18 protein-coding genes are annotated in these 17,242 nt (G+C 66.1%); 8 read left to right on the top strand and 10 right to left on the bottom strand.

Annotated features, from left to right (window positions below):
* Positions 1-155 precede the first annotated feature (155 nt).
* Positions 156-668 (bottom strand): TetR/AcrR family transcriptional regulator, encoded by a 513-nt coding sequence (locus NV2_RS26130; RefSeq protein WP_067879961.1) that lies wholly within the window; start codon positions 666-668, stop codon positions 156-158.
* A 428-nt stretch (positions 669-1,096) separates the two neighbouring features.
* On the opposite strand from NV2_RS26130, the gene NV2_RS26125 reads away from it, so the two are divergent.
* Positions 1,097-2,359, top strand: coding sequence for a DUF1214 domain-containing protein (locus NV2_RS26125; RefSeq protein WP_067879959.1), 1,263 nt, complete (start codon positions 1,097-1,099; stop codon positions 2,357-2,359).
* Between the two features lie 102 nt (positions 2,360-2,461).
* Here the strand turns inward: NV2_RS26125 and NV2_RS26120 are convergent, their stop codons facing one another.
* Complete coding sequence (locus NV2_RS26120; RefSeq protein WP_067879957.1) at positions 2,462-3,181, bottom strand: histidine phosphatase family protein; 720 nt, start codon at positions 3,179-3,181, stop codon at positions 2,462-2,464.
* A gap of 137 nt (positions 3,182-3,318) precedes the next feature.
* Positions 3,319-4,167: an ABC transporter permease gene (locus tag NV2_RS26115; protein WP_373863616.1), complete on the bottom strand. Its 849-nt coding sequence runs from the start codon at positions 4,165-4,167 to the stop codon at positions 3,319-3,321.
* 72 nt (positions 4,168-4,239) lie between these two features.
* Here NV2_RS26115 and NV2_RS26110 point away from each other — a divergent pair, with 72 nt between their 5' ends.
* A complete protein-coding gene (locus NV2_RS26110; protein ID WP_067879955.1) occupies positions 4,240-4,635 on the top strand; it encodes a nitroreductase family deazaflavin-dependent oxidoreductase in 396 nt (131 codons plus the stop codon).
* A 201-nt stretch (positions 4,636-4,836) separates the two neighbouring features.
* Here the strand turns inward: NV2_RS26110 and NV2_RS26105 are convergent, their stop codons facing one another.
* From NV2_RS26105 to NV2_RS32755, 3 genes are all read right to left on the bottom strand, one after another.
* Positions 4,837-6,480: a flavin-containing monooxygenase gene (locus NV2_RS26105; RefSeq protein WP_067879953.1), complete on the bottom strand. Its 1,644-nt coding sequence runs from the start codon at positions 6,478-6,480 to the stop codon at positions 4,837-4,839.
* Between the two features lie 107 nt (positions 6,481-6,587).
* Positions 6,588-7,835 (bottom strand): cytochrome P450 family protein, encoded by a 1,248-nt coding sequence (locus NV2_RS26100; RefSeq protein ID WP_084475485.1) that lies wholly within the window; start codon positions 7,833-7,835, stop codon positions 6,588-6,590.
* A 383-nt stretch (positions 7,836-8,218) separates the two neighbouring features.
* Entirely contained in the window at positions 8,219-9,124 is a 906-nt protein-coding gene (locus tag NV2_RS32755; RefSeq protein ID WP_067879950.1) for a LysR family transcriptional regulator, read from the bottom strand.
* Between the two features lie 92 nt (positions 9,125-9,216).
* Here NV2_RS32755 and NV2_RS26090 point away from each other — a divergent pair, with 92 nt between their 5' ends.
* The 3 genes from NV2_RS26090 to NV2_RS26080 are packed head-to-tail and all read left to right on the top strand — an operon-like array spanning position 9,217 to position 11,955.
* Positions 9,217-10,227, top strand: coding sequence for an LLM class flavin-dependent oxidoreductase (locus tag NV2_RS26090; protein ID WP_157103100.1), 1,011 nt, complete (start codon positions 9,217-9,219; stop codon positions 10,225-10,227).
* 10 nt (positions 10,228-10,237) lie between these two features.
* Positions 10,238-11,095, top strand: a complete 858-nt coding sequence (locus NV2_RS26085) for an amidohydrolase family protein (RefSeq protein WP_084475478.1) — start codon at positions 10,238-10,240, stop codon at positions 11,093-11,095.
* Positions 11,092-11,955 carry a mycofactocin-coupled SDR family oxidoreductase gene (locus NV2_RS26080; RefSeq protein ID WP_067879941.1) on the top strand — a complete coding sequence of 288 codons (864 nt, stop codon included), beginning with the start codon at positions 11,092-11,094 and terminating at the stop codon, positions 11,953-11,955. Before NV2_RS26085 ends, NV2_RS26080 begins: the two co-directional genes overlap by 4 nt.
* Before the next feature lie 150 nt (positions 11,956-12,105).
* On the opposite strand, the gene NV2_RS26075 is transcribed toward NV2_RS26080, so the two are convergent.
* The gene (locus tag NV2_RS26075) at positions 12,106-13,713 is read right to left on the bottom strand and encodes a carboxylesterase/lipase family protein (protein ID WP_067879938.1); all 1,608 of its coding nucleotides are present in this window, start codon (positions 13,711-13,713) and stop codon (positions 12,106-12,108) included.
* A 151-nt stretch (positions 13,714-13,864) separates the two neighbouring features.
* On the opposite strand from NV2_RS26075, the gene NV2_RS26070 reads away from it, so the two are divergent.
* Positions 13,865-14,335, top strand: coding sequence for a MarR family winged helix-turn-helix transcriptional regulator (locus NV2_RS26070; RefSeq protein ID WP_210749830.1), 471 nt, complete (start codon positions 13,865-13,867; stop codon positions 14,333-14,335).
* A 14-nt stretch (positions 14,336-14,349) separates the two neighbouring features.
* Here the strand turns inward: NV2_RS26070 and NV2_RS32465 are convergent, their stop codons facing one another.
* Positions 14,350-14,574, bottom strand: a complete 225-nt coding sequence (locus NV2_RS32465) for a hypothetical protein (RefSeq protein ID WP_067879935.1) — start codon at positions 14,572-14,574, stop codon at positions 14,350-14,352.
* Between the two features lies 1 nt (position 14,575).
* On the opposite strand from NV2_RS32465, the gene NV2_RS32460 reads away from it, so the two are divergent.
* Positions 14,576-14,791, top strand: coding sequence for a hypothetical protein (locus NV2_RS32460; protein ID WP_067879932.1), 216 nt, complete (start codon positions 14,576-14,578; stop codon positions 14,789-14,791).
* A gap of 26 nt (positions 14,792-14,817) precedes the next feature.
* Here NV2_RS32460 and NV2_RS26055 read toward each other — a convergent pair whose 3' ends face one another.
* Positions 14,818-15,228 (bottom strand): RidA family protein, encoded by a 411-nt coding sequence (locus NV2_RS26055; protein WP_067879929.1) that lies wholly within the window; start codon positions 15,226-15,228, stop codon positions 14,818-14,820.
* 79 nt (positions 15,229-15,307) lie between these two features.
* Between NV2_RS26055 and NV2_RS26050 the strand changes: the two genes are divergently transcribed.
* Positions 15,308-15,673 carry a winged helix-turn-helix transcriptional regulator gene (locus NV2_RS26050; RefSeq protein ID WP_067879926.1) on the top strand — a complete coding sequence of 122 codons (366 nt, stop codon included), beginning with the start codon at positions 15,308-15,310 and terminating at the stop codon, positions 15,671-15,673.
* Between the two features lie 12 nt (positions 15,674-15,685).
* On the opposite strand, the gene NV2_RS26045 is transcribed toward NV2_RS26050, so the two are convergent.
* On the bottom strand, positions 15,686-17,128 hold the full coding sequence (locus tag NV2_RS26045; RefSeq protein ID WP_067879923.1) for an MFS transporter: 1,443 nt from the start codon (positions 17,126-17,128) through the stop codon (positions 15,686-15,688).
* Positions 17,129-17,242 lie beyond the last annotated feature (114 nt).

Here is a 17,242-nt window from a genome sequence, read left to right as displayed (position 1 = left end):
ACGAGTTCTCACAGGTTGTCCGGCCCGCCGGGTGCTGCATGCAGGTGCCGACGTTCGGCACCGAACTGCCGACACCGGCGGTCCGCACGGTGCAGGCCGTCGGCCTCGGGCAGGAGCTTTCGGAATCGATGGCACGGTCGCCGCGGCTGAGAACCTCAGTTCGCCCTGTGCTCGTCCTGCACTATCGCGGAAAGTAGTTCCGCAATATGGTTTTCATACATTTTGTGGGCATCGTCAGGTATTTCGGCCGAACGTAGGATTCCGTCGCCGAACAGGGACCATCCGGCAATCGCGGACAGTGCAGTCATCAGCCGCACCCGGCCGTCGACGGATGGTGAGGACAATCTGGTGATTGCCGCGATCTCGTCGGCGTCCGAGTTCGGAAGAAGATCGACTCGATCATGCAGGATCAACCACGCGACGATTCGAACGTACTGAGGGTCGGCCACCCCCACCAGGAACAGCCTGTGCACGGCCTCCGGCAGTGAATCGATCCCCTGTATGGCGGCAGCGGATCGGGCATTGTTGCGGGCCAGGACGGCACGTACGACGTCCTCCTTGTTGCCGAGATGTTTGTGGATGAGCCCGAGGTTGACTCCGGCGTCGGCGGCGAGCTCGCGCATGCTGAACGACAGCCCCTTCTCCGCGAGTCTTGCTCGCGCAGCCACGAGTACGGCTCGCCTTACTTCGTCTCTGCCCCAAGCCTTGTCGGCGGATCTGGATGCGCACACCCCTTGACAGTAGACGGGCGTCTACTGTCCAATCAAGCCTCAGGAACACCGACGACACGATGTGTTCACCGATACCGGTCGTCGACTGTTCCACTGCGCAGGTCCTGCACACGAGGGCACCCGTTCAGCGAAATCTGCCGGGTGTCTGTTCGATGGTGAAAGGCAAGACAATGGACCGAACCCACGAGACCTCGCCGAGGCGAGCTTCCCGACCTCACCGGCAACTCCGGCGGATGGTGAAATCGGCGGTCGTCAGCGGTGTTTCAGTTACCGTCGCTCTGTCGATAGTGACGGCATGTTCGAGCGAGCCATCGTCGATCGGGGGTCCGACCTCGGCAACGACTGCCGTATCGAAGGGCACGGTATTGGCTACCGGGGCGCAGCTCGAACTCGAGGAACAGGTGCGGAAGATCCTGGCGACCGACGTGATGCGGTCGCAGATCGACCAGGTGGCGCAGCTGTATCGCGCCGACCCGCAGGCCGCACATCCTGCCGGTGCCGCCACCGTCGACAGTTCCGCGAAAGCAATCGGGGCGGCCGCCGCCCAGTACGCGGTGACCGGAGATCCCGACCGGCCCGCATTCATGTGGACGGTCGCCCCCTCGCACCGATTCGCTGACAAACCCATGCCGGCCAGTGGGTACGGCATCGAGAATCCCGACAACGTCTATCGGCAGAGCGCAATCTCCGGTGACAGCGCCTACGAGATACGAGGCCGCCTCGGTAAAGGAGGTCCGCTCGAACTGCACCTCGAATTCAGAGACGCCATTCCCGGCACCACCAGCTTCACCGCCGAGGGCGGCGGAATCGTCGGGTCGATTAGCAGCGAGAACCTGCAGACGACCGACGACGGAGATTTCGTGATCACCGTCGACTCCAGGCCGGCCGACGGCCGCCCGAACCATATCCGGATCCCGCCCGGAAAAACATCCCGGGCGCTGGCCCGCGACCTGATCGACGACTGGAGCAGCCAAGGTCCCGCGCCACTTGAGATCAGGCGCATTTCCGGCCCACCGGCCGCACCACAGCGCGACACCGACACTCTCGCCGCGCGTTCCGCGGAAATCCTGTCGCAGATCGCGCCGTTCTGGGTGAAGTACTTCAACACCTACTACTACTCACAGGAGCCGAACACCATCCGTGCCGTCCGGGAACGCCCGGGAGGCCGCGGTGTGTCCACCGGCGGCTGGTTTCGCCTGCGCGACGATCAGGCACTGACCTTCACCGTCGACCCACTCGGTGCACGATCGCTGGGTGTGCAGCTGAGTGACCCCTGGGGAGCCGCATATGAATACCGCCGTCGCACCAGCAGTCTCAACACCTCACAGGCGACGCCGAACCCCGACGGCACCTACACCTTCGTCATCTCCGAGAAGGATCCGGGCATCGACAACTGGCTGGACCCGGACGGCCACGGCTCCGGAATGATCGCCCTGCGATGGCAGAGCTTCCCGGCCGAACGCAGCAAGCCGCTCGACCGAGCCCTCCGCGACGTTGCCGTGGTCGATGTCGCCGACCTCGCCTCGACGAGGGACTCCGGTGCCGCGACCGTATCGCCCTCGGAACGGGACACGCAGCGATCGCAACGACAGGCGGCATTCGACCGCCGCATGACGGCGACACGGTGAGCATTCGACACACCTCGTAGCTCTCCGGGTGCGTAGCGGTCCCAGAGCCCCGGCCCCGTCCGCAGTAGACGCGCACGGGGCCGGGGCCTTCGGACGGTTCGCTCAGGTGCCGGCGGGACTACCGTCCCAGGAAACGAGCTTCCAGCCCTTCGCCGGACTGCCCTTCACGACCACCTGCCCGGTATTGCGGAGCGGGTCGGTCTGCAGCTTGCTCGGATCCGGATTCGACACGGACATGAGCGTCCAGACCATGATGGCGCCACCGTGAGAGAAGACCACCGCACGCTTGTCGCCGCGGTCCTGAATGTCCTGGATGGAGTCGTCCATCCGCTTCTTGAACTCGTGGCCGTTGATCGAACCGGGTATGCGGGCATCGAGGTTGCCCTGTATCCACTGGGTCGGTGCCTGGAAGTAGCCCGCGTTGGCTTCGCTCTCGGGCCGGCCTTCGTAGTCGCCGGCCTCGATTTCGTGGAAGCCGTCCTCGACGATCGTCTGCTGATGGCAGAGTTCCGACGTCGGCTTCGCCGTCATCTCGGTGCGGATCATCCGCGATGCGTAGACACCGTCGAACCGGCAGTCGCGCAGGCGTACAGCGACTGCACCGGCCTGTTTCCACCCCTGTTCGGTCAGTGCGGGGCCCGGGATGGAGGTGTCGATGAGGCCGGAAGCATTGCCGGCCGATTCGCCGTGGCGAACGAACGTGAGGGTCATTTCACCGGTCTGCGGCGCAGCTGCCGCGCTACCGCCTCCGGCGGTGATGATCGCAACCGCCGCGACGACCGATACGATCATGGCGGACAGGCGAGATGCAATCGGTGGCATCGGCACTCCTTCAATTATCTTGGTAAGGGCCCGCATTGGTGGAAGGGCGGCCCGGGGCGGGACGCTATGAGCGGCGTCGTGCCGGCGCGATCGTTTCTCCCGATGAATGGAACACGTCGCCTACATCTTTCCGATCCTCAGGGCTTGCCCGGCGCCGCTCCCCGTTTTCCCAGGTGCTTCTGCACGCTCGACAACCTCCTCGCCACCGTGTGGTGACCATTGCCGATCGCGGGTATCCGGGATCGCCGGTGGACTCGCCCGTGGGCTACCAGCTCGACAGTGACCGCCACCGCACATGCTTGTGCGAGAAGCAGGCCGAGCAGAACGAGGATTTGCACTGCTGCCGCACGGCCCGCGGAGCCGCTGGCGATCAAGACGCCGACGAATGCGCCCGGCAGCGTGACCAATCCGACCGTGCGGGTTTGGTCGACACCCGGCAGGAGCGCGTCCGCGGCTGTGGTGCGGATGATTTCCAGGCGTGCCTGGCGATCGGTGAAACCCAGGCTCATCGCGGCTTCGATTTCACCGAAACGGTCGTGAACGGTATCCAGTGCGCGGCGCGCCGCCAAGGAGGTCGAGGTCATCGCGCCGCCGAGGACGATGCCGCCGACAGGCACGACCGCGGGCCCCGCGAGCGGAACCACTCCGCTGCCGAGCATCAGCGGAAGCACGGCGGCCCACCCGGCCGCCAGGGCTGCGGTCAGCCATACCCCCGAGCGTCCCGCGCGTGCCCGGCGGGCAGCGGTGAACACGGCGGCTGCGAACATCACACCCAGGACCAGGAACGAGGACCACAGGTGGCGGAGGGCGGCGGCCAACACCAATGCCACCAGGCTCAGTTGTACGACCGCCCGAACGGCCGCACCGGGCACGATCAGCGTCGAACCGAGACTCGCGATCCGGTACACCGCCGCTGAGGCGGTGACCATCACCAGGCACAACAGTGCCAGAGCTACGCCGGGCGCTGCGACATTCACCGTCTCCACTTCCTTCTGCTGCGGGCAGGCTCGATCGATTCTCCTCGGATCGAGGGGCCGCACGCCCCTACTCTGATCGATATGACGAGCATCGATGGTTCACTGCCGCACTTCTTCCCGAAGTGGATCGATCGGCTGGGCGTGCGGTACGTGAATCCCTGGATGCGGCGTGTCGGGCCGTCGCTACCGGGGTACGCCGTGGTCGAGCATGTCGGCCGCAGATCGGGAAACAGATACGAGACGCCGGTCAAGATCTCACGTCGCGGCGGGGTGCTGGCGGTCCTGCTGCTGCACGGTGAGACCCAGTGGGCCCGGAACGTGGTCGCTGCCGGCGAGGCGCGGCTGCGTCTTCGCGGCGGTACCGTCACGGTGTGTAACCCGCGTATCATGCCGCCCGGAGCAGCCGGTTCGGAGGTGCCCCGCTTCGTACGCCTCGGCAACAGGATCGGCGGAATCATCGTGTTCGATGCCGTCTGACTGCCGTTGCGGCAGCAGGTTGTTCGAATCTCACGCGCCCTGAGCGCAGCCGTGACGAGCTCGGCCGCTCAGCGCTGCAGCCTTCTGCTCGCCACGGGATGACGACAAGTACGACTGCCGCTTCGGCAGCGGCGTCGCGGCGACAACCGATACCCTGCTGCTACCGGCCGCATCGGCCCGCCGGCAGCGGCAGGGGCCCGATCAACGGCTCAGAGTGAACCCCGCATAGTCGTCCGCGGCGACCTGCTCGCACTTCTCGCGGTAGGCGCCGACACCGCCGATGTAGGCGTACATCACCCTCGGTTTGCCCGGCACGTTCGATCCGACGTACCAGGAGTCCACCTTCGGGTACAGCGTCATGTTGCCGGCCTCGTCGACGTGGCGGGTCCATTCCTGCTCCGCGGCGGGTTCGGCCTCGATGGTCGTGACACCCTTGGAACGCAGCGCGTCGATGGCATCGCCCACCCAGTCGACGTGCTGCTCGATGGAAACCAGCATGTTCGACAGGACCGAGGGGCTGCCCGGGCCGGTGATCGTGAACAGGTTCGGAAAGCCCGCCACGGTGAGGCCGAGGTAGGTGACGGGACCGGCGGCCCATTTCTCGCGCAGTGACGCACCCTCCCGGCCGCGGATGTCGATCGCGTCCAGCGCGCCGGTCATCGCGTCGTATCCGGTGGCGTAGATGATGTCGTCGAACTCGAAATTTTCCTCCGTCGTCGCGAGTCCGGACTCGGTGATCGAGGTGAGCGGGGTCGCGGCGACGTCCACGAGCCGGACATTGGAGCGATTGAAGGTTTCGTAATAGCGCGTCCCCAGGACCGGACGTTTGACGCCGAACAGTCCGGCGGGCTGCAGTATCCGAGCCACCGCCGGATCCTCGACGATCTCGGCGATTCGGTCCCGAATGAACTGGGCTGCAGTCTCGTTCGACCTCTCGTCGAGGAGGGTGTCGGTGAAGCCGGTCAGCATGCTGACCAGTTCGCTGTTCTTGTCGTCCCACACCGCGCGGTAGAAGGCGTTGCGCTCCTCCTCACTCACCTCGAGTGCACCCTTGGTGGCTTCGGGGCGCGCGATACCGAACGACGATTCCCGATTGGCCTTGCGCACTTCGCGATAGCGGGACTTGATGTCGCGTTGGAAGTCGGGATCGATCGTGTGATTGCCGGCGGGGAGAACATAGTTCGGGGTTCGCTGGAATACGGTGAGCTGTCCGGCCGATTCGGCGATGAGCGGAATGACTTGCACACCAGAGGAACCGGTGCCGATCACCGCAACCCGCCGACCGGTGAAATCCACCTCCTGCTCGGGCCAGTTACCGGTGTGGAAACTGCGACCCCGGAACGTCTCGACGCCCGGGATCTCCACCAGCTTCGGCGCCGACAGGCAACCTGTCGCCATGATCACGAATCGCGCCGACACGAGCTCGCCCCGATCGGTCGTGATCTGCCACCGCGCGGTGGACTCGTCGTACACCGCGGCGGTGACCCGGGTGCGCAACTGCACGTCCTTACGCAGATCGAAGCGGTCCGCGACGTGGTTGATGTACCGGAGCAACTCCGGCTGCGGCGGCAGCTTCTCCGTCCACTCCCACTCCTGCTCGAGCTCGGGGTCGAAGGAGTAGTTGTAGTACATGCTCTTCACGTCGACGCGCGCACCCGGATAGCGGTTCCAATACCAGGTGCCGCCGATCCCGTCGCCCGCTTCGTACACCTGCACCGACAGCCCGAGGCCGCGCAGCTTGTACAGCATGTGCAGACCGGCGAATCCGGCGCCGACGACAACTGCGTCGATCTCGCGAGCGTGCTGCCGGGACGAGGATGCGGAGTGCTGCGAGGTCGTTGTCATCCGTGAGATCTGCCTTTCGACGAGACGGCGTGCGATGTCTGGAGGTTAGCGGAATATCCTTGCGCGCGTTGGTGGTTCCGATTCCTTACCGACCGGTATGCGGGCGGTCAGGTGAGACGCATCGGCGGGCAGGCCGGAAACCGGACCGGAAGTGCCGCCACCGCGCGGTGGAACTGTCCCGGTCGCCAATCCAGTTGCTGCACAGGCACTTGCGAACGGATATCGGGTAGTGCGTCGAGCAGTAGATCGATGGCCTGCGAGGCGATCGTCAGTGCGAGCGGCTGTGCCGGACAGGCGTGCGGTCCGGCGCCCCACGCCAGATGTGACCGGTTGCCCTTACGGTCGCCGCCGGCGACGGACGGATCGTTGTTGCACGCGGCCAAGCTGACGACCACCGGTTGATCGGCCGGCAGCCACCTATCGCCGACCAGTTGCGGCTGCTTGGGATAGCTCACGCACCAGTTCGCCAGCGGTGGGTCCTCGAACAGCACGGCATCGATGGCGTCCCGGGTGGCCATGGCGCCACTGAGGATCTCGCCGCCGTATTGTCCGTCGGTCATCAACAGCAGCAACGCGTTGAGGATGAGATTGCAGGTCGGCTCCGTGCCCATCGAGAACAGCAGTGCCGCCTGATTCACCATCTCCATCAGGTCGAGCCCGTCTGGATGCTGCAGCAGCTGTGAGGTCAGGTCGTCGCCGGGCTCGGCCTGCTTCTGCTGGACGACGCCGACGAGTGCCTCGACGAAACGCTGCTGCCCCTCTTCGGCGCCTTCGCCTTCCAGCATCGCCGCCATTCCCTGATATGCCGCGGCCGCGGCATCTTCGGGAAATCCCATCAGCTCACTGATGACCCGGAAGGTCAGCGGGTAGGCGTAGTCCATCTGCAGATCCGCGGTCCCGCGTTCGCAGAAGCCGTTGATCAGTGTTTCGGCCGCCCGCGCGACCGTGTCGTGCACCGTGTGCAGGTTGACGGTATCCAATGCCGCGATGATGGTGCGCCGGTAGCGCTCGTGTTCCACCCCCGCGGTGCGCAACGCATTCTGGCGATAGCCCAGCATCGGCACCATCGGACACCCCGGGCCGGCGTTGTTCTCCCATCTACGCGGGTCGGCGGGGAAGTGGTGCTCGTCGTTGAGGATCTGCACGGCCACCTGATAGCCGACCACGAGCGTCGCGGGCACTCCGGCGGACAGTTCGACCGGCACCAGCGGGCCGTGCCGGCGCATGGTTCGGTACATGTGGTGGGGGTCGGCCGCGAACGCGGGGTCGTCGAGCCGGACGGGGGCGGTGGTGGACTCCGGGGACCTGCGCGGGCCGGGAGTGCCACCCTGGAATCTCGGATCTGTATTGCTCAACGCACGACCCTCGCGCATGGTGTCGCGTTGTGTCCCTTTCTGCTGCCTGCTGTGGGACCACCTGGCATGTGTTGTGTGGGCACGCTGGACGACCATACCGGAACGTGTTGCAGTCCAACATTTTTAGAAGAATCCAGCACTGCAGCTTGTTGCCTGTGTATTGCCGCCGTCGCGTCTGTGTGTATCGGCGCGATCACGAGCCGGCACCGGTGTCCCGTTGTCTGCCAGGTGTGATTCGCCCCTTATGGGAACAGGCTTCGAACGTGTGGTCGAACACGCGCCGGTCGGTTGTCGTGCGCCGGCAATTCGGTGGTGCACCCGGGCTCGCTCGTCCGAAGGGCACCGATCGCGGTCGATGGAGCGGTGGGTGCTCCGAGCGGGAGCTATTCGCCGTCGCTGGTGTCGGACGGCCGAAAGCTCCGCCGTACTGCGCCGACGACGGTTTCGGCGAATGTGGCGTTCGCGGTGTCGCGGTGCCAGTTGAGAAACCAGGTGATCTGCCAGTTGGGTGTGAACGGGCGGTAGGTGCGCCCCGCAGGCTGGCTGCGCGCGATCGATTCGATGGCCAGGAAGACGGCCTGTGTTTCGTTGGTCAGGTCCGCTGCGGCAACGGCGCCGAACGCCGAGGATCCGGTCCACTGCGGAATGTGGCCGGCGCGGGTGAGATAGCGGGTGACGGTCGCATTCCAGTCGCTCATGTCGTCGTCGATCGTCACGATCGGATACGCCACGACTTGCGCCGGTGTGACGGCTCGCGCCGCGGCCAGTGGATGTGTGTCGGACATGACGGCGACGACGCGTTCTCGGCACAGCCGGCCCGCCTCGATGCGGGCGCCGTCTTCGCGCGGTCCGACGGCGAGTGTGAGTTCTCCGCTCGCGAGCATGTCGGCCACCTGCGACCGCGGCACCGTCATCTGGCGTACCGCCGTGTCCGGGAGGGCGCTGCGCACGGCCGCGAAGACCCGGCGGGGCACCGTCAGTGACGGTTCGGTGACGTGGATACGCACGTGCTGGTGGCCGCCGGCCGCGCGCGTATCGCGCACGGCGTGGTGGATGTCGGTCAGGATGGTCCGCGCTCGGTCGGCGAGCAGGCTGCCGGCGGCGGTCGGTACGACGGTGCGGCTCGTACGCCGGAACAGCGTGACACCGAGGCGGCGCTCGATCCGCGCGATCGCCTGACTCAATGCGGGCTGGGCCATCGGGATCGCGGCGGCCGCGCGAGTGATGCTGCGTTCCCGGTCGACCGCGACGATGTATTGGAGGTCGCGCAGGCTGACCAGATCCAGCATGTCCACATACTAGATCACGGAAATATCGGTATTGGCGATCCGAGTTCGTGCCATCGCAGGATGGTGGGACCGATGCTTCCGGAGGTGTGTTCATGCGGGTGGGTTTGACGTTGGAGATGCGCAAGTCGCCGTATCGCGAGGAATCCTGGCAGCAGATGTGGAGCGACTGCCTGTGGCTGTTCGAGCAGGCCGAGAAGCTCGGCTTCGATTCGTTGCTGGTCCAGGAGCACTTCTTCACTTCCGACGGTTACGGCCCCTCCATGCCGGTATTTCTGGGTTCGCTGGCGACACGGACGACGACGGCCCGAGTCGGCTCGTACATCTATGTCGCGCCGTTGCATCATCCGCTGGCTCTCGCTCAGGAGACGGCGGTGCTCGACCAACTCTCCGGCGGGCGTCTGGACGTGGGTCTCGGGATCGGTCACAGCCTCGCCGAATACCGAGCATTCGGGCTCGATCCGAAGACGCGTCCGTCCCGGATGGAAGAGGCCCTCGATATCCTTCCGCAGGGCTGGTCCGGTCAGTCGTTCTCCCATCACGGCCGGCACTACACCCTGGACGACGTCCGGGTTCAACCCACACCTGTCCAGCAACCGCACCCGCCGATCTGGGTCGCCGCGACCACCGTTGCGGCGGCCGAGCGCGCCGGTCGGCACGGAGCGAATCTCGCTGCGGCCAGCGTCGATCCGGCCGTGCATGCGGCGTATCACGCGGCGCTCGACTCGGCCGGGATCGCACGGGGGTCGACGCGGGTATCGAATCCGTGGAGCATCACCGTCACCGACGAAGAACCCGACGCCGTGTGGCAGCGGAACAAACACCACTACCACCACCGGTGGGACTACTACCGCACGATTCGCTCGGAATTCGGCGACCCGGATCTCGAATACGGCTTGGCGCCGTCGGCCGAGACATACCGAGCCAACGAATTGATCGGCACCGCGGACCTGGTTCTCGAAACTCTCGAACCGCACGTACGTGGGCTCGGGCTGACCGACCTGGTGCTGTTCGGCCCACACCCGGGCATCGACCTGCGAGGTGAGGGGTACGACGCGGTCGCCCGGTTCGCAGAGCGGGTCATGCCCACATTGCACAGCTGGTGAGGAGTACACGATGGTCACTGGAGTCGTCGATGCGCATATGCATCTGTGGCAGGTCAGCGAAAATGATTGGTACACCGCATTGCGGCCCTTCGCGGAGCAGGCCGGGGTCCACGACCTGTACGCGGATTTCCTCCCCGCGGACTATCGGGCCGCGGCGGGTGGGCTACCGGTCGAGAAGTTCGTGCACGTGTCGGCGACCACCGCTGCGCGCGCCTACCTCGACGAGGCACGGTGGGTCGACGAACTCGCCGACCGCGACGGACTGGAGCTGGTGATGATCGGCAGTGTCGACCCCGGCCTCGACCGCGACGCGCTCCTCGCCGACCTGGAGCAGCAGGCAAGTCGTGCCCGCTTCCGCGGAATACGGGTGCTGTCGGGTCTGGAACCCGAATCCGGTGCGGCGGCGACCGTGCTGTCGTGGTTGCAACGCCACGGCTATGTGTTCGACCTGGTGACCGGCCCCGAGGACATGCACCGGTGGCTCGATGTACTCGCCGAGCATCCGCAGCTTCCCGTCGTGCTCGAACACACCGGATGGCCGAGCACGACCGACAACGACGGCTTCCGCGCCTGGCAGGAGGCGATCCGCCACTGCGCCGAACGGCCCGGCAGCACGTGCAAGGTCACGGGTCTGGGGATGACGACCACCGACCTGTCGGTCGATGTGCTGCGCCCCTGGGTCGAGACGGCGATTGCCGAGTTCGGCTGGGACCGAGTGATGTTCGGCTCGAACATGCCGATCGAAACGGTGGCCGGCAGCTACCGGCAATGGATCGACACGCTCGCCGTCCTGCTCGGCGAAGCGTCCGCCGCCGAGCAACAGTCCTTCTATACCGACACCGCCGTGAGGACATACCGGATCCGATGACACATTTCGAGCACACCACCGAGACCGCCGGCGACCGTGCCGGGACGACAGTGCTGATCACCGGTGCGGCCCGCGGGCAAGGTCGCAGCCATGCAGTCGAATTCGCCCGCCGCGGAGCCTCGATCGTCGCCGTCGACCTGTGCGCCGAGGTCGACACCGTGCCCTACGGACTCGCCACCGGCGACGATCTCGAGGAAACCCGGTCGCTGGTGGAGCGGGCCGGTGCGCGTTGCCTGACAGTCCAAGCGGACGTTCGCGATTCGGCCCGTATGCGTGAAGTCGTCGACACTGCGGTCGAGACCTTCGGCCGGATCGACGTATGCATCGCCAATGCGGGCGTGGTCAGTTTCGCACCGGTGACCGAGCTGTCGGACGCGCAGTGGCAGACGATGCTCGATATCGACTTGACCGGAGTGTTCAACACGATACGGGCCGTCGCCCCGATCATGACCGCACAGCAGTGGGGGCGGATCATCACGATCTCCTCGATGGGCGGGCGCTCCGGCACCCCCAACCTGGGCCACTACGTCGCGGCAAAATGGGGCGTGATCGGGCTGACCAAGACCCTCGCTCTGGAATTGGCGGGCACCGGTGTGACCGCGAATATCATCTGCCCCGGCACCGTTTCGACGGATATGGTGCACAACCCCGCCATGTATTCACTGTTTGCGCCGGATTTGGACGGACCCACACGGGAGCAGGTCCGCGGCCGGTACGCCAAGCTGAACCCGCTGGGCGTCCCATGGACGGAGCCGGAGGACATTACGGCCGCGGCGATCTATCTCGCCTCACCGGAGGCCCGGCACGTCACCGGTCACACGGTGGAGATCGGTGCGGGCGTGTCTGCCCGCATGCCCTGAGCCGGACCGTCCGGAACCGGCGTCGCTCACGCCGCAGAGCCGATGTCACCTGCGGGTGTGGAGGCGGTGCTCGGCAGACGGTGGTCGCGGTGTGGCGACCGGTGGTGGGCCTCGGTCGCGCCGGCAGGAGCAAGACTCGTTGTGCGGCCGCTAACCGATGTGATCGATGCCGGCCCACAGGTCGCAGTGATGCTGTGCGGCGAAGGTGTCCGCGAGTCCGATATGGCTGCGCGCGAGTTCCAGAGTAGTGTCGGCATCGTCGTTGGGCCAGGGGGTGAGTGCCGGTGTCTCGGGATTGCCTGTATAGGCGAATTGCGCCCAGCTGTCCTGAATGTCACGCGAAAGCCGGTCGGCGGCAGGCGGCAACGGGATGGGCAGGCCCATGAGCGCGGAGAATACATACGGGACTTCGGCGCCGTGGAACGCGCCCGGCAGTAGCGGATTGGTGGGTAGGAGGGCGTCATTGAACTGGTACCGCCATACGGCTGTGCCGCCGCGCCGGGCGGCCTCGGCTGTGAATTGTGCCGGGCAGGCGAAGAATCCGTCGGTGAGCACGCGTTCCTTGGCAGCGGCAGGGGTGGGAAAGGTGGATCCCGGATAGCGCTGGAGAATGCGATCGGTGTTCTCGCCGAACAGTTCTCGCACCCACCCGGTGTAGTCGATCGCCGAGGGGGTGGTGCCGTGCGCATAGTCGAGCAGGGCGATGAATGTCGCACCCTCCTCCGCGTTGCTGCCCACCACCAGGGGGATGTCACGCGCGGCACCGGCCGCCAAGGCGTTCTCGGGGGTATCGGTCACCACTACCCCGTCACGCACCGGGCTCCAGGTGACGGCCATGGTGTTGAGCTGGGTTGTGGGGGAGTCGAGGAGCCGATCGAGGGGCAGTGCCCGTAAACAGGCCGCCCGGGTGGTGGGGTCGGCGCACCCCAGGCTGGAGGCGTAGTCGGCTGATCGCTGATAGGCGAGCCCTCGGGTGGGCGGCGCGAGCGGACTTCGTGCGCACGAACCGCTTTCGACGATCGCCTTGGCGAACAGACCGCGAGCTGTGGGAGAGGCGAGCTGAGTGCATACGCTCATGCCGCCGGCCGATTCGCCGAACAGGGTGACATTAGCGGGATCTCCACCGAAGCCGGCGGCGTTGTCGCGGATCCAGCGCAGTGCTGCCTGCTGATCCATGACGCCGTAGGTCCCTGTCGCGCCGTCATTCTCGGCGGCCAGCTCGGGTAGGGCCAGAAATCCGAAGGGTCCGACGCGATAATTCGGAACGGCGACGATCACTCGGCCATCGCGGACGAGCCGGGTCGGAGCATCGTATTGGGCATTGGATCCGAGCACGAACGCGCCGCCGTAGAGCCATACCATCACCGGAAGTGTGGTGCCGGCCGGGTGTTCGGGCACGTAGAGGTCGATGCTGAGACACTCTTCGCTCGACGGCTGCAGTGCCACCCCCGGGACCGGGGACGATTGCGCACACTGCGGGCCGTGGTCGACCGCAGGGCGCACCCCTGGCCATGCCGGTGCCGGTTGTGGGGGTGCGAAGCGCCCGGCGTGCGCGAACGGCACTCCTAGATACCGGACGACCCCGTCTGCGCGCGCACCGCGGATCTGTCCGCCGGTCACGGTCACCACGGGCTCCGCACCCGCCGGAGGTGCGGCCTGGACGGGCGGTGTGATGGTTGCCACCGCAAGCGCAACGGCGCTGATGAGGATCGACGGCAGCCACCGCATTCCGGTGCGCCAGGGGGTGCGGATCGGCATGTGAACTCCCTGCCTTCATGTAGTTTTGCGACAAAAGCACTTTAGGCTGCCCAGGTCTTCCGCAGCGGTGTTTCCGCGAAAACGGTGTCGTTGTGCGCCTTTTCCGTCGTCGCAGCTCCGGAGCCGTCGAAGCGCACGGCACAATAGCGATGTGGAGCAGCCTTCGACCGCCCGATCGGATCCGACCCCGCCCATTCCGGTAGAGGCTCAGCTGAGTGCCGTGCTCGGTCCGTTGCGGCGCGCTGTCCTGCGGCGTACCCGCGCCGCCGAAGATTTGCCGGACCTGCCGGAGGCGCAGATCGAGTTGCTCCGGCTGCTGGTGGCGACCGGGGGGCTGCCGCCGAGCCGGGCGGCGGCCGAATTGAATATGGCGCAGTCCACCATCAGCAATCTGCTGCGGGCCATGACGACCGCGAAGCTCGTCGAACGGTTGCCGACTCCGGAGGACGGCCGCGGGGCGATGCTCATCGCTTCCGTGCGGGCGCGCGAGCTGCTGGATCGCTACGATCGCGCCAGCGCGGCCATGTTGCACGAAACACTGGCGCGACTACCGGAAGCCGACCGCAGGGCGGTGGAATCCGCCGTGCCGGCGCTGCGGCGCTTGCTCACTCAGTTGAGCTGAGGTCTCACCCGCTATCACAGCGATCGCAGGCGGGCGCAGACCGTGCGGTAGATCGAGGCCAGATCCGGGTCGCCGCCACCGGGCGCGCATGCCTCGACCCACTCCTCGATCGCTCTCGTGATCGCCGCGCACGTGATCGTCAGTGCGGGGATCAGCTGTGCTCTGAGCCCGTTGATGACCTCGGCGCTGGGGTCGCTGCCGGCGGAGTTGTACTCCCACGGCAGCGCGACGGTCAGCACTGTGCAGCAGGTCGCGGGTGCGGCGGGGACCGCGCTGTTCGTGACGATGATGACGCGCGGCACCGAGTCGGCACTCGGCGAGGGCACCGCACCGATCGGGGCGGCAGCGCACGGCGTGCACACCGCATTCCTCGTCGCGGCGGTGCTGTCGGTGGTATTGATCGCCGCTGCGGCGATGGTGCGCTCCCCGAAGGAGGCCGTCGGCAGCGCAGCGTAACCGGCCCTGCTCGGCATCCGGATCGGTCAGTCGAGTATCGCGGTCGCCTCGACCTCGACCCGCACATCGGCTTCGAACAGGTACTCGACGCCGATGAGCGAGGCCGGGGGCATCGGTATCGGGAGACCGATCTCTCCTGCGACGGATTCGACCCCGGCCATGAACCGGCCGATCTGCTCCGGGCTCCATCGGGTGACGTAGAACGTCAGGCGTACGACGTCGGCAAAGGACGCGCCCGCCGCGGACAGGCCGATCGCGGTATTGCGCAGTGCCTCGGCGACTTGTCCGGCAAGATCGCCGGGTGCGACGGGGGTGCCGTCGGCGCGCCGTGCCACTTGCCCGCTGATGTGCACATGCTTCGATCCGCTGCCGATCGCGACGTGGTGGTAGGGGGTCGGCTGCAGCATGCCTGCGGGGGTGAAGTGCTCGACGGTCATGGTCCTCATCTCTCCTCTTTTCAGGTATCGCTACGATACTTAGTAGCAAGAGGACACTTCAACGAAACCAGGTTTCGGCATGGATACCGCGCACGACGAATTGCGAATAGATACCGCGCACCGCGAACTGCTCGATCAGGTGCTCGACAAATGGTCGCTCAGCATTCTCAACGAACTGTGCGAACGCCCGTGCCGGTTCAACGAACTGCGCCGCGCCATTCCCGCAGTCACCCAGAAATCGCTGACCGCGACCCTGCGCCGGCTCGAGCGCAACGGCGTGATCGAACGAGTTGTCACCGGCACTCGCCCCGTCGCGGTCGAGTACCGGATCAGCCCGCTCGGCAAAACACTGCGGCAACCGGTGGATGCCGTGCTGGCATGGGCGGCCGAGTACCTGCCTGCCATCGAACGGGCGCGCGATGTCTACGACGCGGAAAACCCCTGAACCGATGATCGCCTATCGCCGTACGCGGCCGACGGTGATGCCGAGGGCGAGGAGTGCGCCGATCGCGGCGGCACCGCCGGCGACCAGGAATGCCACCATGAAGCCGTCGGAGCTGTAGACCGGGCCCGCAGGGGACACCGCGAGCATGTGCTGAGCCAGGAACGCGAAGCCCAGTGAGGAGAGCATGCCGCCGAACATGGACTGTGACAGGCCGGTGAAGTTGGCCCCGATGGCGCGCTGTTCCTCGTCCAGTCCGAGTAGCACGAGGTTGGGCACGGCAGCGTAGATCATCGACCCGAACCCGATGATGCCGTAGGCGGAGACCACTTGCCACGGTTGGTCGGGGGTGGTCGCCAGCAGGACGGCGCCGATCGCGATCAGGCCTGCGCCGATGATCAGCTGCGTCCGGAAGCCGATCCACCGCGCGGTGGCGCCGACGAACACTCCACCGAGGACGATGAGAACACCGCCGGGCAACATCCACAGCGCCATGCCGGTTACCGACAGCCCGAATCCGTAGCCGCCCGCGTCCTTCGGAGTCTGCAGCAGCATCGGCATCAGGGTCGCTATGAGAGTTGTGGCGCCGTAGGCGATACCGCCGGCCAACAGCGTGATTCCCACCTTCCGGCCGGCAAGCATCGGGATGCTGATCAGCGGTTCGCGTGCGCGCCGTTCCCAGAGCACCCAGGCGACGGCGAAAACGACCGTCACAGCAAGCGTGCCGAGTGTCCTGCCACTGGCCCAGCCCCATTCGGCCCCCAGTGACAGGGCGAGCATGACGGTGAACAGGGCGACCGTGAGCAGGAAGGCGCCCAGCCAGTCGACCGAGACGTGTGCTCGGACAGTGGTTTCGGGAACGAAGAACAGGGTGAGCAGGCCACCGACCGCACACAGTGCGAACGAGAACCAGAAGATCGACGACACTCCCACGTGGTCGAGGAGAAAACCGGAGATCAACGGCGCGGCCACCGCGATGATGCCGACGCCGGTGTTCGCGATGGAAATCGACATGGGCTGCAGCCGCGCCGGAAAGACGTCGCGGATCAGCGAATAGCCGAGTGCGGTGAACGCGAAACCCGCGCCCGACAGGAATCGGCCGATCAGCAGAATGGGAAAGGTGGGCGCGACCGCCGAGATGAAGGCGCCGAGCCCGGCGATCATCGCGGTGACCACCAGGATCCGCTTCTTGCCGTGGATGTCGGCGAGTTTGCCCAGGATCGGGGAGGCGATCGCGGCGGCCAGGACCAGTGCCGTCATCACCCACACGACTTCGGTCGTCTGATATTTCGCGGCGATCTTCGGCAGTGCGGGTGTGAACAGCGCGAACGCCAGCGACGCCTGCTCGGTGAGAAGTACCAGGATGAGCAGAATTCCGGTCCAGTATCCGGTCGAGCCGCCGGGTTCGCTGCCGGTCCCTGCGGAAGGGGAATCGCTGTCGGATATAGAAACTGACATATCGCTACCTACGCATTCAGGTCGGCCGAGCAACCATTCAATGCAGCGTAGAAGCTTGCCGGGCATCGGGATACGGCGCTTCCGGCCAGTGGAAACGCCCGGGATCCCGGGAAC

This window comes from Nocardia vermiculata NBRC 100427, from assembly GCF_001613265.1.
In the GTDB taxonomy this organism is placed as follows: Bacteria; Actinomycetota; Actinomycetes; order Mycobacteriales; family Mycobacteriaceae; genus Nocardia; species Nocardia vermiculata.
Note: the sequence above shows the minus strand (reverse complement) of the source record. Positions and strands in the feature narration are given on the sequence as shown.

Bases quoted from the DNA above. Each gene is read 5' to 3' on its own strand.
- NV2_RS26090 (WP_157103100.1), top strand. From the start codon at position 9,217: ATGCGGGTGGGTTTGACGTTGGAGATGCGCAAGTCGCCGTATCGCGAG.
- NV2_RS26080 (WP_067879941.1), top strand. From the start codon at position 11,092: ATGACACATTTCGAGCACACCACCGAGACCGCCGGCGACCGTGCCGGG.
- NV2_RS26045 (WP_067879923.1), bottom strand. From the start codon at position 17,128: ATGTCAGTTTCTATATCCGACAGCGATTCCCCTTCCGCAGGGACCGGC.
- NV2_RS32755 (WP_067879950.1), bottom strand. From the start codon at position 9,124: ATGCTGGATCTGGTCAGCCTGCGCGACCTCCAATACATCGTCGCGGTC.
- NV2_RS26050 (WP_067879926.1), top strand. From the start codon at position 15,308: ATGGATACCGCGCACGACGAATTGCGAATAGATACCGCGCACCGCGAA.
- NV2_RS26110 (WP_067879955.1), top strand. From the start codon at position 4,240: ATGACGAGCATCGATGGTTCACTGCCGCACTTCTTCCCGAAGTGGATC.
- NV2_RS26105 (WP_067879953.1), bottom strand. From the start codon at position 6,480: ATGACAACGACCTCGCAGCACTCCGCATCCTCGTCCCGGCAGCACGCT.
- NV2_RS26085 (WP_084475478.1), top strand. From the start codon at position 10,238: ATGGTCACTGGAGTCGTCGATGCGCATATGCATCTGTGGCAGGTCAGC.
- NV2_RS26055 (WP_067879929.1), bottom strand. From the start codon at position 15,228: ATGACCGTCGAGCACTTCACCCCCGCAGGCATGCTGCAGCCGACCCCC.
- NV2_RS26120 (WP_067879957.1), bottom strand. From the start codon at position 3,181: ATGCCACCGATTGCATCTCGCCTGTCCGCCATGATCGTATCGGTCGTC.
- NV2_RS26075 (WP_067879938.1), bottom strand. From the start codon at position 13,713: ATGCCGATCCGCACCCCCTGGCGCACCGGAATGCGGTGGCTGCCGTCG.